At 70.2% G+C, this 15696-nt stretch carries 12 protein-coding genes; 3 read left to right on the top strand and 9 right to left on the bottom strand.

Going from position 1 to position 15696, the window contains the following annotated elements; genetic code table 11:
- Positions 1-8: 8 nt before the first annotated feature.
- Both galE and galT read right to left on the bottom strand, forming a co-directional pair.
- Positions 9-989: a UDP-glucose 4-epimerase GalE gene (gene galE / locus ACFW9O_RS14790; protein WP_384609164.1), complete on the bottom strand. Its 981-nt coding sequence runs from the start codon at positions 987-989 to the stop codon at positions 9-11.
- The gene (galT, locus tag ACFW9O_RS14795) at positions 986-2029 is read right to left on the bottom strand and encodes a galactose-1-phosphate uridylyltransferase (RefSeq protein ID WP_351168856.1); all 1044 of its coding nucleotides are present in this window, start codon (positions 2027-2029) and stop codon (positions 986-988) included. The genes galE and galT overlap by 4 nt, the downstream gene beginning before the upstream one ends.
- 236 nt (positions 2030-2265) lie before the next feature.
- Between galT and ACFW9O_RS14800 the strand changes: the two genes are divergently transcribed.
- Positions 2266-3936 (top strand): sodium:solute symporter family protein, encoded by a 1671-nt coding sequence (locus ACFW9O_RS14800; protein WP_351168858.1) that lies wholly within the window; start codon positions 2266-2268, stop codon positions 3934-3936.
- A 15-nt stretch (positions 3937-3951) separates the two neighbouring features.
- Entirely contained in the window at positions 3952-4239 is a 288-nt protein-coding gene (locus ACFW9O_RS14805; protein WP_351168860.1) for a hypothetical protein, read from the top strand.
- Between the two features lie 36 nt (positions 4240-4275).
- Here the strand turns inward: ACFW9O_RS14805 and ACFW9O_RS14810 are convergent, their stop codons facing one another.
- The 5 genes from ACFW9O_RS14810 to ACFW9O_RS14830 form a co-directional block, all read right to left on the bottom strand.
- Positions 4276-4971 (bottom strand): LuxR C-terminal-related transcriptional regulator, encoded by a 696-nt coding sequence (locus ACFW9O_RS14810; RefSeq protein ID WP_384609168.1) that lies wholly within the window; start codon positions 4969-4971, stop codon positions 4276-4278.
- Between the two features lie 219 nt (positions 4972-5190).
- Positions 5191-7083, bottom strand: a complete 1893-nt coding sequence (locus ACFW9O_RS14815) for a PQQ-binding-like beta-propeller repeat protein (RefSeq protein WP_384609170.1) — start codon at positions 7081-7083, stop codon at positions 5191-5193.
- An 85-nt stretch (positions 7084-7168) separates the two neighbouring features.
- Positions 7169-9034: a PQQ-binding-like beta-propeller repeat protein gene (locus ACFW9O_RS14820; RefSeq protein WP_384609172.1), complete on the bottom strand. Its 1866-nt coding sequence runs from the start codon at positions 9032-9034 to the stop codon at positions 7169-7171.
- Between the two features lie 357 nt (positions 9035-9391).
- Complete coding sequence (locus tag ACFW9O_RS14825; protein WP_384609175.1) at positions 9392-11092, bottom strand: PQQ-binding-like beta-propeller repeat protein; 1701 nt, start codon at positions 11090-11092, stop codon at positions 9392-9394.
- 131 nt (positions 11093-11223) lie between these two features.
- On the bottom strand, positions 11224-13038 hold the full coding sequence (locus ACFW9O_RS14830) for an ABC-F family ATP-binding cassette domain-containing protein (protein WP_384609178.1): 1815 nt from the start codon (positions 13036-13038) through the stop codon (positions 11224-11226).
- A gap of 158 nt (positions 13039-13196) precedes the next feature.
- Between ACFW9O_RS14830 and ACFW9O_RS14835 the strand changes: the two genes are divergently transcribed.
- Positions 13197-13859 (top strand): lipoprotein, encoded by a 663-nt coding sequence (locus ACFW9O_RS14835; RefSeq protein ID WP_384609181.1) that lies wholly within the window; start codon positions 13197-13199, stop codon positions 13857-13859.
- 60 nt (positions 13860-13919) lie between these two features.
- Here the strand turns inward: ACFW9O_RS14835 and ACFW9O_RS14840 are convergent, their stop codons facing one another.
- Both ACFW9O_RS14840 and rsmA read right to left on the bottom strand, forming a co-directional pair.
- Positions 13920-14825, bottom strand: a complete 906-nt coding sequence (locus ACFW9O_RS14840; protein ID WP_384609184.1) for a 4-(cytidine 5'-diphospho)-2-C-methyl-D-erythritol kinase — start codon at positions 14823-14825, stop codon at positions 13920-13922.
- Positions 14822-15694, bottom strand: coding sequence for a 16S rRNA (adenine(1518)-N(6)/adenine(1519)-N(6))-dimethyltransferase RsmA (rsmA, locus tag ACFW9O_RS14845; RefSeq protein ID WP_329210171.1), 873 nt, complete (start codon positions 15692-15694; stop codon positions 14822-14824). Before rsmA ends, ACFW9O_RS14840 begins: the two co-directional genes overlap by 4 nt.
- Positions 15695-15696 lie beyond the last annotated feature (2 nt).

A 15696-nucleotide genomic window follows, 5' to 3' on the forward strand; every position in this document is an offset into this window, starting at 1 on the left:
GGGCTCGGTCATGGGGTGGTGGGCTCCTCTCGACGGGCGAACGCCCAGGCGTCGGCGACGATTCCGGCCAGGTCGGCGCGGGACGGCTGCCAGCCGAGCCGCTCCCTGGCGGTGGCGGCGGAGGCGACGAGGACGGCAGGGTCGCCGCCGCGCCGGGGGGCCGGGGTCTCGGGGACCGGGTGGCCGGTGACCTGCCGGACGGTCTCGATGACCTCCCGTACGGAGAAGCCGTTGCCGTTGCCGAGGTTGCAGATCAGGTGCTCGCCCGCGGTGGCCGCGTCCAGCGCGAGCAGGTGGGCGTCGGCGAGGTCGGCGACGTGGATGTAGTCGCGTACGCAGGTGCCGTCCGGGGTCGGGTAGTCGTCCCCGTACACGGAGATCGACTCGCGCTGCCCGAGCGCGACCTGGAGGACCAGCGGGATCAGGTGCGACTCGGGGCTGTGGCGCTCGCCGCAGGTGCCGTAGGCCCCGGCGACGTTGAAGTAGCGCAGGGAGACCGCGGCCAGGCCGTGTGCGGCCGCCTCGCCGGTGATCATGTGGTCGACGGCGAGCTTGGACGCGCCGTACGGGCTGGTGGGCGCGGTCGGGTCGGACTCCGTGATGGGGCTGGAGACGGGCTCTCCGTAGGTCGCCGCGGTGGAGGAGAAGACCAGGGTCCGCACCTCCGCGTCGCGCATCGCGGCGAGCAGGGCGGTCGTGCCGCCGACGTTGTTCACCCAGTACTTCTCCGGGTTGACGACGGACTCGCCGACCTGGGAGTACGCGGCGAAGTGCAGCACCCCGTCGTAGGAGGGGTCCAGCCATTTGGCGGCGTCCTGGATGCGGCCCTCGATGAACTCGGCGCCCTCGGGCACCCCCTCGCGGAAGCCGGTCGACAGGTCGTCGAGGACGGTCACGGTGTGACCTGCTTCCAGCAGATGCGCGGCGACGACGCTGCCGACGTATCCCGCGCCGCCCGTCACCAGGTACTTCTTACCGGGGTTGCTCACTCGCTCGCTACCTCTCGCAGTCGCTGGGCCGCGGCCTCCGGCGGCACATCGTTGATGAACACGCTCATGCCGGACTCGGAGCCCGCGAGGAACTTCAGCTTGCCGGACGTGCGCCGGATGGTGAAAAGCTCCAGGTGCAGACCGAACTCCTCCCGCCCGGGGATCCCGAACGGGGCCTGGTGCCAGGCGGAGATGTACGGGGTCGGCGGCTCCCCGGGGCCGAAGATCCGGTCGAATCGCCTCAAGAGTTCCAGATAGATCTGTGGGAACTCTGTGCGGGCGGCGTCGTCGAGCTCCCGCAGGTCGGGAACGCGGCGGCGCGGGTGCAGGTGGACCTCGTAGGGCCAGTGCGCCGCGTACGGCACGAAGGCGACCCAGTGCTCCCCCTCCAGGACGACTCGGGTGCCGTCGGCCAGCTCGCGGGCGACGACGTCGTCGAAGAGGTTGCGGCCGGTCTCGGCCCGGTGGGTCTCCGTCGAGCGCATCATCAGCTCGGTGCGCGGCGTGACGAAGGGGTAGCCGTAGATCTGCCCGTGCGGGTGGCCGAGCGTCACGCCGATCTCGGCGCCCCGGTTCTCGAAGCAGAACACCTGGGTGACCTGCGGGTGTTCGGCCAGCTCGGCGGTGCGGTCGGTCCATGCCTCCAGGACCAGGGCGGCCTGCTCCTCGGTGAGTCCGGCGAAGGACACGTCGTGGTCGGAGGTGAAGCAGACGACCTCGCAGCGGCCGGAGTCACCGGCGAGCGAGGGGAAGCGGTTCTCGAAGACGGCGACGTCGTAGTGGTCGTCGGGGATCTCGCTCAGCCGGCCGTCACGCGAGGGGCAGAGCGGGCACTCGTCGGCCGGCGGGTGGTACGTACGCCCCTGCCGGTGCGAGGCGATGGCCACCGAGTCGCCGAGCAGTGCGTCGCGACGGATCTCCGACGACGTCGAGACGGCGTCCAGCGGCCGCAGGTCCACGGCGTCGCGGACGGTGTCGTCCGCGGAGTCGTAGTAGATCAGCTCACGGCCGTCGGCGAGGGTCGTAACCGTCTTCTTCACCAGGCTCCTCAAGGTAACCGCCCTCCAACAGAATCGCACATAACAAATCACAAGCCAACAGGCGAGTCAATGCCGCCAGTTTCTGTGATTTCGCTGGGCGTCGAGGCAGCCAGATCAGGACATTCCACCCTGTCCGATCACGATCAAACAAAGAACGCCACTCAAACTGTTCATTTTCTGAACACAAAGGCGTAGGTTCCGACGGGTTCAGTTCGGCAACGAAGCGAGTACCCCCCATGCAATATCTGGCCGAAGGGCTCCGGCTCCCCACGAACGGGCTCGATTACACAATCCTGGCGATCTACTTCGTCGTGGTGCTCGGCATCGGCTTCGCCGCCCGGGCCAGTGTGAGAACGAGCCTCGACTTCTTCCTCTCCGGACGGTCGCTGCCCGCCTGGGTGACCGGTCTGGCCTTCGTCGCGGCGAATCTCGGGGCCACCGAGATCCTCGGCATGGCGGCGACCGGCGCGCAGTACGGCGTCGCGGTCGTCCACTGGTACTGGATCGGCGCCATCCCGGCCATGGTCTTCCTCGGCCTGGTGATGATGCCCTTCTACTACCGGTCGAAGGTCCGCTCCGTACCCGAGTACCTGCTCCAGCGCTTCGACAAGTCGGCGCACCTGCTGAGTTCCATACTCTTCGCCTTCGCGGCGATCCTGATCGCGGGCGTCAACCTCTACGCCCTGTCGATCGTCGTGGAGGCGCTGCTGGGCTGGCCCCAGTGGGTCGCGATCGTCGTCGCGGGATTCTTCGTCCTCATCTACATCACCATCGGCGGGCTCTCCTCGGCGATCTACAACGAGGTGCTGCAGTTCTTCGTCATCCTGGCCGCGCTGATCCCGCTGACCCTGCTCGGGCTCAAGCGCGTCGGCGGCTGGGACGGACTGACCGGGTCGCTGGAGAAGAGCCACGGCGAGGACTTCCTCTCCGCGTGGGGCGGTACGGGCATCGGTGACGCCAACCCGCTCGGCGCCAACTGGCTGACGATCATCCTCGGCCTCGGCTTCGTGCTCTCCTTCGGCTACTGGACCACCAACTTCGCCGAGGTGCAGCGCGCCCTGTCGGCCAAGAACCTCTCGGCGGCCAAGCGCACCCCGCTCATCGCCGCGTACCCGAAGATCTTCATCGTCTTCGCCGTGATGATCCCGGGCCTGGTCGCCGCCGCCGTCTTCCCGCAGATCGGCACGCCCGGTTCGGACCTCACGTACAACGACGCCATCCCGCTGCTGATGCGGGAGCTCCTGCCCAACGGTGTGCTCGGCATCGCGGTGACCGGTCTGCTGGCCGCGTTCATGGCCGGCATGGCCGCCAACGTGTCCTCGTTCAACACGGTGTTCACGACGGACATCTGGGCGCGGTACGTGATCAAGGACAAGCCCGACGCGTACTACCTGCGCTTCGGCCGGGTGATCACGGCGGTGGGTGTACTGGCCTCGATCGGCACGGCGTTCATCGCCGCCAGCTTCTCCAACATCATGACGTACCTGCAGACACTGTTCTCGTTCTTCAACGTCCCGATGTTCGTGGTCTTCATCATCGGAATGTTCTGGAAGCGCGCCTCGATGAAGTCCGGTGTCTGGGGCCTCGTCGCGGGCACGACGGCCGCGATGGTCAACTACTTCGTCATCTACAAGCAGGGCATCATCGACATCCCGACGGACCAGGGCGCCAACTTCGTCTCCGCGATCGTCGGATTCGTCGCCGGTGCGGTCGTCATGGTCGCCGTCACGCTCTTCACGGCACCCAGGCCCGAGGCCGAACTGGCCGGTCTGGTGTACGGCACCGAGTCCCCCGACGCGGACGAGATCCCGGCGGAGGGCGACAGCGCCTGGTACCGCAGTCCCGCTCTCCTGGGCTGGGGCGCCATCGTCCTCGCCGCCCTGTGCTACCTGCCCTACTCGCTCTGATCGGAGGCACTCACCATGTCCGACCTGCACAAGGAAGTCTCCGAACTGGAGGGCAAGTCCGCGACCGCGGCCCGGCTCTTCGACATCCGCCGGATCATCGGTGGTCTCTTCGTGGTCTACGGAGTGATCGTCACCATCGCCGGCATCAACCCGTCCGAGGCCGACCTGAAGAAGGCCGAGGGCGTCCACATCAACCTCTGGACCGGCCTGGCCATGCTGGCCCTCGGGATCTTCTTCCTGGCCTGGATGAAGCTGCGTCCGGCCCAGGTGCCGGACGAGGCCCCCGGTACGCCGGAGAGCTGACCGCGACACCGTTGCGGGGGCCGGACCGTCACGCGTTCACGCGAGGCCGTCCGGCCCCTGCGGCATTCCCGCCGTCGCCCGGTCCAGCAGTCCGGTACGGGCCGCGAGCGCGGCGGCCTCCAGCCGGGAGCCGACGCCCAGCTTCATCAGGACCCGCTGCACATGCGTGCGCGCGGTGCTCGGCGCGATCCCCATCCCGGCCGCGATCAGCCGGGTGTCCTCGCCCTCGGCGACCCGCACCAGCACCTCGACCTCGCGCGGGGTGAGCATCTGCAGCAGCCGCTGCCCCTCGTCGTCCGGCTGGACCGCCGGGTGGAGCAGCTCGGCGAACGCGCCCCGCAGGAGCTGCGGGACGACCGCGGCCTCCCCCGCACGGGCCTTGATCATCGCGCGTTCGACGCCCTCTATGCGTTCGTCGTGGCGGACGTAGCCGGCGGCCCCGGCGGCGAAGGCCGCCGCGATCCCGCGCGGGCTCGGCACCGGGCCGAGCACCACGACGGCCACCTGCGGGCGCTCCCGCCCGATCCGCACGATCGGGTCGAAGGTGCCCGGTTCGGCCGGTGTCGCCGTACCGAACAGGCAGACCTCCGGCGCCCTGCTGACGACCAGTTCCGCGGCCCCGGACGTCGGCGCCGCTGCCGCGAGCACCCGGTGCCCGCGCAGTTTCAGCGCCGAGGCCAGCGCCTCGGCGAGCAGACGGTGATCATCGATCACCATGAGCCGCACGCCCATCGAGCAACCCCCATGTACCGCTGTGTAGCCCTCGATCAGGCCCCCCGGCCCTCTGACCCGGCAAGTTACACGCTTGTTCGACGTGGCGCGCCCCTTACAGGGCAGAAGCCCCCCAGAATGCCGAATTCTGCGTCATTCAGGGCTACTTGCCGAGCGGAAAAGATCGGCCCTGCCGGCTGAATGATCAACCGACAGGGCCGCTGCTCACCCGCGGACGGGTCAGCCGGTGGTGAAGCTGACGACGAGGTACTGCTTGTCGTCCAGCGTGCTCTCACGGGGCTCACTGATCATCTTCTCGGAGATGAACAGCCGGCCCTTGTCGTAGATGTACTCGGCGTAGTACCCGCTGAACCCGGTCTCCGCGTCGCGCACCGCCTCGTCGCTCGGGTTCTCCATCAGCACGGTCTCCTTGAAGGTGGAACCGTCGATGGAGACGATCTGGCCGCCCTTGTCGTACGGGGGCTCCTTGTAGGCGATGACGTTGGTGCCGTCCATGCGCAGCGGGGTCAGCGTGTAGCGGTCGCCCGCGTCCGCCTTGCCGCCGACGAGCTTGCCGGTGGCCAGGTCGAAGGCGACGATCTCGTTCGTGTCGCCGTACTCGCCGCCGCCCTCGTGCTCCTCGGTCGGCACGTAGAGCTTGTTGCCGCCGACGGCCAGGGACTGGCACGTCTCGACCTCGGTGGAGCCGCAGCGTCCGGCGTACTGGTCCGCGTCGGCCGAGATCCGGACGATCAGCTTGCCGGTGGCCGCGTTGATGGAGAAGAAGTCCGAGATGCCGCTGCCGTCACCGGCGGTGTCGCCGACATCGGCCGCGACGACGAGCGGCTTGGTGGAGACGATGCTCGCGTACTCCACACCGGCCGGCATGTTGTACGAGGACAGCGGGGCACCGGTGGCCGGGTTCAGCGCCTGGATGGTGAGCTGCGGGGCGTCGTAGGTACCGCACTTGCGGACCACGGCGAGGGCCTCGCCGCCGCCGTACCCCTTGTCGTAGCAGCCGTTGGTGTCGGTCTTCGGCTTCCACAGCTCCGCGCCGGTGGCGAGGTTGAACGCCGCGCCGCCGCTGGTGCCGCCCGCGGCGACCGTGGTCCCGCTGAGCGTGACCTCGCTGAACCTGATGGGCTCGTCACCGCTGGAGCTGGAGGTGACCGACTTGCTCCACATCAGCTTGCCGGTGGTCAGGTCGAGGGCGCCGACCTGGTTGCACGACGGGTACTTGTCCGCCTTGGTCGGCTTGCCCTCCTCGAAGACGATGGCCGTCTTGTAGTCCTTGCTCATGTGCCGGGAGGCGGCGCAGAGCTGGCCGGGCAGCGGGATGGACCAGAGCTTGGTGCCCTTGGCCGGGTCGTAGCCGACGATCTCGTACACGCCGGTCTTCACGAACGCCTTGTCGGTGAGCCAGGAGCCCGTGACCGTGGTGGTGTCCGTGACCTTCGGCTGGGGGAGCTGGAAGCCGACCTTGGACTTGATGTCGGCCGGTGCCTTCTCGTTGCCGCCGCCGAGTCCGCTGCCTTCGCCGCCCTTGCCCTCGCCGCCGTTGGTGCCGGCCGAGGACGCCTCGTCCTTCTTGCCGCCGTCGTCACCGCTGCTGGAGGCGTAGATGACTCCGCCGCCGACGATCAGCACCACCGCGACGACCGCCGCGACGATGATCTGCATCTGGGTGTTGAACTTCTTGCCGCCGTTGCCGCCCGGCTGCGGCGCCAGGTACTGCGGCTGCATCGGGGCGGTCGGGTAGCCGTACCCCTGCTGCGGGGGCATGCCGGGCTGTCCGGGCGGCGGTCCCTGCGGGAAGCCGTACCCGGGCTGTCCCGGCGGCGGGGCCTGCGGGTATCCGTACGCGGGGTTCTGCGGCGGCTGGCCAGGCTGCGTCTGGGGGGCACCGTATCCACCGGCGGGCGGGGGCGGCGGGCTCCCGTAACCACCGGCGGGCGGGGGCGGCGGGCTTCCGTATCCACCGGCGGGCGGGGCGGGCGGTGCGGCCGGAGGCTGCTTGGAGAAGCCGTCGGACGGCGGCGGCGTCGGCGCGCCGAATCCGCCGGGGGGCGGGTCCTGCGGGGCGCCGAATCCGCCCTGGGGCGGATCGTTGGGCGGCTGGGGCGGCTGCGTCATGGCGTACGTACCTCTGAGGAGTCTGTGGAGAGGGGGCTGCGGGTGCGGCGGGAGGGCCGGGTCCCTCGGATGCCGTCGTGGTCCGTCACTTGCCGAAGGCCATCATCGTCTTCTGGGCCTTCTCCTCCTCGTCGTTCGAAGCGCTGACGCGTCCGCTGACGATGAAGGAACGGCCGCCCGTGTAGGCGATCTTCGACGTGAAGAAGGAGCTCTCGATCCGGGTGGTCGAGTCCGGGTGCTGCAGCACCACCTTGGGCGCGCCGCCGGCCGGTGCGAGCGTCGCGATCGCGCCGCCCTTGTCGTACGTGGCCTCCAGGTAGAGCAGCACGTTGCCGCCCTCCATGCGCAGCGGCTTCATGACGCGCTCGGCGGGGGCCGCCGCCTTCCACTTGGGCTTGCCGGTGTTCAGGTTGAACGCGACGACCTTGTTGGTGCGGCTCGTGCCGCTGGTGTCGTCCTCGGTCGCCATGTAGAAGGTGTTGGCGTCGGCTGCGACACCGGTGCAGCCCTCGAGCTGCTCACCGAAGATCGCGAAGTCGTGGCCGCAGTCGACCGAGAACTTGTCCTCCTTGTCGCCGACCAGCTGGGAACGGAGCGTGCCGTTCTCCTTGATGGCGAGGATGGACCACTTCTTCTCCTCGCGCTGGGTCAGCGAGACGACGAGCGGGCTCACCGAGTAGACCTTGTCGACCTCCCAGCCGCGCTGGGGCTTGTACGTCCACTTGGGCTTCCCGGTGGCCGGGTCGATCTCCTGGACCTGGTGCTGCGGGTTGTCCAGGTCCTCGGTGCGGCAGCTGGACGCCGCGATCAGCTTGGCCCCGCCGGCGAACGCGAACGGCTGGCAGTTGCCCGCCTGCTTGCCGAACAGCTCCTTGCCGTCGCTGACCCGGTAGCCGTTGGAGTTGCTGGTGCGGCCCACGGTCACGGTGTCACCGCTGATCGCCAGGCCGATGTCGGACATCAGGTCCCAGGTGCTGTTCTTCGTGATCGACTTCTTCCAGCCGGGCTTGCCGGTGTTGAGGTCGATCATCTGCAGGACCGAGCAGTCCGCCTTGTCCGTGGTGCCGTTCTTGACGCCGATGACGATCTTGCCGTCGGTGGTGGCCGTGCCGGGCGCCGCGCACATGTCGGCGGGCAGCGGAAGGGTCCACTTCTGCTTGCCGTCGGCGGCGGAGTACCCGGAGACCGTGCGGTACATGCCCTTGACGACGGTGTCGCCGACGATCCACGGGCCGTACACGTCAGCGCCGTTGCGCGGGAGGTCGACGTCGTTCGTCGTCAGCCAGAGGACCTTCGCCTCACCGGGCTTGCGTCCGGCGTTCAGGTCGTCGTCGACCTCGCGGCCGTCGCCGTTGCCGTCACCCTCGTCGACGGTGGGCGAGGCGGTCGGCCCGGCGGGCCCGGTGCTCGTCTTCGCGACGGGCTTCTTGTCGTCGTCGCTGCCGCTCGTGGCGAACCAGACGCCACCGCCGACGACCAGCAGTGCGGCCACGGCCGCGCCGATGATCACCGCGGGCTTCCCCTTGAAGGGGTTGCCGCCGGAGCCGCCGGGAGCCGGCGCGCCGGGGTACTGCTGCTGCGGGAAGCCGTAGCCGCCGGGCTGCGTCGGCTGGCCGTAGGGGCCGGGCTGCTGGCCGTACGGACCGGGCTGCTGGGCGTACGGTCCGGGCTGCGCTCCGTACGGGCCCGGCTGCTGGGCGTACGGTCCGGGGGCCTGCGGGTAGCCGTAGCCGGGGGCGCCGGCCGGTGCCTGCGGGTAGCCGTAGCCCGCTCCGCCCGGGGGCGGCGTCTGCGGAGGAGCCGGCGGCATCTGCGGCGGGGCTGCGGGCGGCGTCTGGGGCGGGGACGGCTGGGACGGCTGGTTCTGGGGCGGCTGAGGAGTTCCCTGCGGCGGCTCCTGCGGAGACCCGAAGCCTCCCTGCGGCGGTTGCTGGCTGGGCGGCTGGGTCATCAGCACGTCCCCCTTCGTGCGGTGCGGTCCGGTGCCCGGTTCGTTCTCCCCCGCGATTCCGCTGGGCTGAATTCCCCTCGGAAAGGAGCGAATCGGGCATGGCTTCCGCGGCGTTACGACAGTCGAGCGGGGCTTCTTTGTACCACCCGCGCGACATCGAACAGGGGATCGGTCCACCCCCTGTTCCCAAGGGAGAACCGGCCCGTGATGCCGTCGTTACGCGCCTGCCCGGGCCGTTCGGGGCAGGCGCCACGGACGTTGCGTCAACTTGCCCCGTAGCGGGCGCCTTTCACGGACCCTGCACGTTTTGCGCGGTACCGCTGCGTGACGTACCGGCGGGGCGCACACACGGAACCCTCACTTAGCGAAGACCATGAGGGCCGTCATCGCCTTTTCCCCCTCGTCCTCGTCCGAGCTGATCCGGCTCGGCAGGACGAAGGAACGGCCCCCCGCATAGGCGGTCTTCGGCGCGAAGATCAAGGACTCCGTCGGGGCTCCCGACGCCGGGTGCTTCAGCAGCATCCTGGGCGCACCCCCGGTCGGCGCGATCAGGCCGATCCCGCCGCCCTTCCTGTACGAGGCCCTCACGTGGATCAGTACGTCGGTGCCCTCCATGCGCAGCGGCCACATGACCTGGTTGTCCGGCGCGGGTGCCTGCCACACGGTCCGGCCGGTGGCCAGGTCGAAGGCGACGACCTCGTTGGTCATGGCCTTCGCGGTGCTCAGGGACTCGGTCGACAGGTAGAGCCGCTCCTTGTCGGCCGCGGCCCCGACGCAGGCATCGAGGTTGCCGCCCATCTCCACGGACTCCTCACTGCACCTCGCGGTGTAGTTCTGGGTGCCGCCGACCAGTTGGGAGCGGTAGGTGCCGTTCTCGTTCAGTACGACGACGGCCCACTGCTCGTCCTTCTTGATCGAGATGACGAGCGGGCTCGACGAGTACACGTGCGCGACCTGCCAGCCGGCCTTGACCTCGTACGTCCATTTCGCCGCTCCGGTGACCGGGTCGACCTCCTGGACCTGCTGGCGGACGGGGTCGACGGGCTCGGCCTGGCAGCTGACGGCGCCGATCATCCTGGGGCCGCTCGTGTAGGCGAACGGCTGGCAGACACCTTCCCGTTTGCCGAACAGCTTCTTGCCGTCACTGATCCGGAACGCGTCCGTGTTGCTGGTCCGTCCGAAGGTCACCGTGTCCCCGCTGACCGACATCGCGACGTGCGACAGCCCGTCCTGGATGCCGGTGCGGTCGACGGTCTTCTTCCAGCCGGCCTTGCCGGTGCGCAGGTCGATCATCTGCAGGACCGAGCACTCCGCCTCCTGCTCCGAGACGTTGTCCTCGATGCCGACGACGATCTTGCCGTCGGCGGTGGGCAGTGTCGGTGCCGCGCAGAGGTCGGTGGGCAGTTTCAGGGTCCACTTCTGCGACCCGTCGGCCACCGAATAGCCGGATACCGAGCGGAAGATGGCCTTGGCGACCGTGTCGCCCGCGAACCACGGGCCGTACTGCTCGTCCCCGTACTGCGGCAGGTCGATCCCGCTCTCCCGGATCCACAGCACCTTCGCCTCGCCGGGCTTGCGCTTGGCGTTGAGACCGGCGGCGGTCGGAGCGTCGCTCTTTCCGTCCTCCTCGCCCGTCGTGGGCGAACCGCTCGGCTTCGTGGTTCCGCCGCCCGAGACGGGCTTCTTACCGCTCCCGCCGTCACCGCTCGTGGCGAACCAGACGCCCCCGCCGACGAGCAGCAGGACGGCGAGCACGGCCCCGATGACCGTAGCGGGCCTGCCCTTGAACGGTCCGCGACCGGACCCGGATCCGCCGGGGCCCTGCCCGGGAGGCTGCGGGTACGGTCCGGGCTGCTGGACGTAGGGCCCCGGCTGCTGGGCATACGGCCCGGCCCCGTACGGCCCGGGCTGCTGCGCATACGGCCCGGGCTGCTGCTGGGAGTACGGTCCCGGCTGCTGCCCGTACGGTCCCGGCTGCTCGGCGTAGGGCCCCGGCGGAGGGCCGTACGGTGCGCCGAAGCCTCCCTGCGGCGGTTGCTGGCCGGGCGGCTGGGTCATGCGGCAGGTCCCCCTTGGAGCGGTACGGCTACCGCAAGGTCACGACGATTCGCTCGGGCCTACTTTCTACCATCAGCCCCACGCACCCCTGCCGCCCCACCTGCACCACAGGTTCCGCCGTGCCCCAGCGGTCAGGCCTCCTCGGCCAGTTCGAGCCACCGCATCTCCAACACATCGCGCTCCGCGACCAGTTCACGCAGCTCTGCGTCGAGTTCGGCCACCTTCCCGAAGTCGGTGGCGTTGTCGGCGATCTGCGCGTGCAGCTTGGTCTCACGCGTCGACATCTTTTCGAGCTGGCGCTCGACCTTCTGCAGCTCCTTCTTCGCCGCACGCGCCGCCTGCGGTGAAACGGCCTCGGCCGCCGCGCCCTTCGGCGCCGAGAAGGCGGCGGCGGACGGGGTGGCCTCCTCCTCCATCCGCTGCCTGCGCTCCAGGTACTCGTCGATCCCGCGCGGCAGCATCCGCAGCGCACGGTCGCCGAGCAGGGCCATCACCTTGTCGGTGGTCCGCTCGATGAAGAACCGGTCGTGGGAGATCACGATCATCGACCCGGGCCAGCTGTCGAGGAGGTCCTCCAGCTGCGTCAGGGTCTCGATGTCCAGGTCGTTGGTGGGCTCGTCGAGGAACAGGACGTTGGGCTCGTCCATCAGCAGACGCAGGATCTGCAGCCGCCGCCGCTCGCCACCGGACAGGTCACCGACCGGGGTCCACTGCTTCTCCTTGGTGAAGCCGAACTGCTCGCAGAGCTGGCCCGCGGTCATCTCGCGGCCCTTGCCGAGGTCGACCCGGTCGCGTACCTGCTGAACCGCTTCGAGCACCCGCAGATTCGGGTTGAGCTCCGTGACCTCCTGGGAGAGGTACGCCAGTTTGACGGTCTTGCCGACGATCACCTTCCCGGCGGCCGGCTGCGCGTCGCCCTGCGTACGGGACGCCTCGGCGAGCGCCCGCAGCAGAGAGGTCTTGCCCGCGCCGTTCACACCGACCAGGCCGATCCGGTCGCCGGGGCCGAGCTGCCAGGTGAGGTGGGTGAGCAGCGTCTTGGGTCCGGCCTGGACCGTCACGTCCTCCAGGTCGAAGACGGTCTTGCCGAGCCGGGCGTTGGCGAACTTCATCAGCGAGCTGGTGTCGCGCGGGGGCGGCACGTCGGCGATCAGCTCGTTGGCCGCCTCGATGCGGTAGCGCGGCTTGGACGTACGGGCGGGGGCGCCGCGCCGCAGCCAGGCCAGCTCCTTGCGCATCAGGTTCTGCCGCTTGCCCTCCTCGGTGGCGGCGATCCGCTCCCGCTCCGCCCGGGCGAACACGTAGTCGCTGTAGCCGCCCTCGTACTCGTGGACCGCACCGCGCTGGACGTCCCACATGCGGGTGCAGACCTGGTCGAGGAACCACCGGTCGTGGGTGACGCAGACGAGTGCGGAGCGCCGGGCCCGCAGATGGCCGGCGAGCCAGGAGATGCCCTCGACGTCGAGGTGGTTGGTGGGCTCGTCGAGGACGATCAGGTCCGGCTCGCCGATGAGCAGCTTGGCCAGCGCGATCCGGCGCCGCTCGCCGCCGGAGAGCGGGGCGATGACGGTGTCCAGGCCGTGCTCGAAGCCCGGGAGGGCAAGCCCGCCGAAGAGGCCGGTGAGGACATCGCGGATCTTGGCGCTGCCCGCCCACTCGTGGTCGGCGAGGTCACCGATGACCTCGTGCCGGATGGTGGCCTTCGGGTCGAGCGAGTCGTGCTGGGTGAGGACACCGAGACGCAGCCCGCCGTTGTGGGTGACCCGGCCGGTGTCGGCGTCCTCCAGCTTGGCGAGCATCCGGATGAGCGTCGTCTTGCCGTCGCCGTTGCGGCCGACGACGCCGATCCGGTCGCCCTCGGACACCCCGAGGGATACACCGTCGAGCAGGGCACGGGTGCCGTACACCTTGCTGACCTGCTCGACATTGACCAGATTGACGGCCATTTCACTCCTGTTTCGGGGATCCCAGCGTCGGGGACCGCTCTACGTACGCTCGACGTCCCAGGGTAGTCGCCGCGGGAGGTGCGATAGCGTGCGGCGATCGATCATGGGACAGAACCCCTGGTCGGAGCGGTTCGGATCATCTCTGGGGTGGGGACTTCATGATGCGTGGTGCGGTACGGACGCTGGTTCCGGCGGTCCTGGCGGCGGTGGCACTGGCCGGCTGTTCGTCGTCCGGCAGCGGTACGGCGGGTACCGATCCGGTGAGCGGGAAGACGGACACGGCGGACGGCGACGGCGACGGCGGCACCGATGCCGCGGAGCCCGTCGCCAAGGGCATCACCCTCGGCGTCGTCGGCTCGCCCTGCGTGCTGCCTGTCACCTTCGACCTCGCGGCGGACTGGAAGCCGAAGGCCGTCGAGATCGAGCCCGGCTCCGACCTGGCGGCGCTGGGTGAGCAGGGCACGGTCACGATGGTCTGCGAGATCGACGCGAAGCCGGCGGGGAACATCGGCTACCTCCGGGTCTGGCAGGGCAAGGCCTCCGACGGTGACCCGCAGAAGGTGCTGGAGGCGTTCGTGGCGGACGACCCCGACTCGGCCGAGGAGTCGTACACACAGACCGAGGCCGGTGACCTGGCCGCCGTCGAGGTCAGCTACACGGTGGACAGCGAGCTGCTGGACGAGCCGAAGACCGAGCGCGCCTTCGCGGTCGCCACGCCCGACGGTCCGGTCGTGGTGCACCTGGGCGGGCTGGACACCGAGGAGCACCGGCAGATGCTCCCGGCGTACGAGCTGGCGAAGAAGACCCTGAAGCTCGGCTGACGCGACGGGCGGCCGGCACGGCGCCTCGTGCCGCCGCCGCCCCTGCTGCCGCTGGACCGTCTACTGCCGCTGGACCGTCGCCCCCGGCGCCGGGGACACCGCGGCCCGTGCGCTGCGGCAGGTGCCCGACGTCAGCAGCGCGTCGGCCACCTTCTCCGCGGACTCCGCGTCCGCCACCAGGAACGCCGTGGTCGGCCCGGACCCCGAGACGAGCGCGGCCAGGGCGCCCGCGGCGGTGCCCGCCGCCAGGGTGTCGGCCAGCGAGGGGCGCAGGGAGAGCGCGGCGGCCTGGAGGTCGTTGCCCAGGGCGCCGGCGAGTGCGGTGGTGTCCCCGGCGCGCAGCGCGTCGAGGAGCGCGGCCGACGCCGTCGGCTCGGGCACGTGCCTACCGGCGGTGAGCCGGTCGAACTCGCCGTACACCGCGGGGGTGGAGAGTCCGCCGTCGGCCACCGCGAAGACCCAGTGGAAGGTGCCGCCGACGTCCACGGTGGTCAGCTGTTCACCGCGCCCGACCCCGAGTGCTGCCCCGCCGACCAGGCTGAACGGCACGTCGCTGCCCAGTTCGGCGCAGATGGCGAGCAGCTCGTCCTGGGTCGATCCGGTGGACCACAGGGTGTCGCAGGCGAGCAGGGCGGCTGCCCCGTCGGCGCTGCCGCCCGCCATGCCGCCCGCGACGGGGATGTCCTTGGCGATGTGGATGTGCACATCGGGGGCGATGCCGTGCCGTTCGGCCAGGGCGATCGCGGCACGGGCGGCGAGGTTGGTGGCGTCGAGCGGTACCTGGGCGGCGTCCGGGCCCGAGCAGGTGACGCGCAGGGCTTCGGCGCGGGTGACGGTGACCTCGTCGTACAGGCCGACGGCGAGGAAGACGTTGGCCAGGTCGTGGAAGCCGTCGGGGCGCGCCGCGCCCACCGCGAGCTGCGCGTTGACCTTGGCGGGGACGCGGACGGTGACGCTGTGGGTCATGCGGAGGGCTCCGGCCTGTTCTCGGCGATGGCGGCGAACTCCTCGACCGTCAGCGCCTCGCCGCGTGCCTGCGGCGAGACTCCCGCGGCGACCAGGGCGGCCTCGGCGGCGGGCGCGGAACCCGCCCACCCGGCGAGGGCCGCGCGCAGCGTCTTGCGGCGCTGGGCGAAGGCGGCGTCGACGACGGCGAAGACCTCGGCCCTGCTCGCCGTGGTCCTGATCGGCTCGGTTCGCCGCACCAGGGAGACCAGCCCCGAGTCGACGTTCGGGGCGGGCCAGAAGACCGTGCGGCCGATGGAGCCGGCGCGCTTGACGTGGGCGTACCAGTTGGCCTTGACCGACGGCACGCCGTAGACCTTGTTGCCCGGTCCGGCGGCCAGCCTGTCGGCGACCTCGGCCTGCACCATCACGAGCGTCCGCTCGATGGTGGGGAAGCGCTCCAGCATGGTGAGCAGGACCGGTACGGCGACGTTGTACGGAAGGTTCGCGACCAGGGCTGTGGGCGCGGGGCCGGGCAGTTCCGTCACGAGCATCGCGTCCGAGTGGACCAGTGCGAAGCGGTCGGCCCGCCCCGGGAGCCGGGCTGCGACCGTGGCCGGCAGGGCACCCGCGAGCACGTCGTCGATCTCGACGGCGACGACCCGGTCGGCCGCCTCGAGCAGGGCCAGGGTCAGCGAGCCCAGGCCGGGCCCGACCTCGACCACCACGTCGTCGGGCCGCACCTCGGCGGTCCGGACGATCCTGCGGACCGTGTTGGCGTCGATGACGAAGTTCTGGCCGCGCTGCTTCGTGGGGCGTACGCCCAGTGCTGCGGCCAGCTCGCGGATGTCTGCGGGGCCCAGGAGGGCGTCGGGCTCTGTGGTGCTCACCC

It is taken from the genome of Streptomyces sp. NPDC059499 (assembly GCF_042749285.1).
GTDB lineage: Bacteria > Actinomycetota > Actinomycetes > Streptomycetales > Streptomycetaceae > Streptomyces.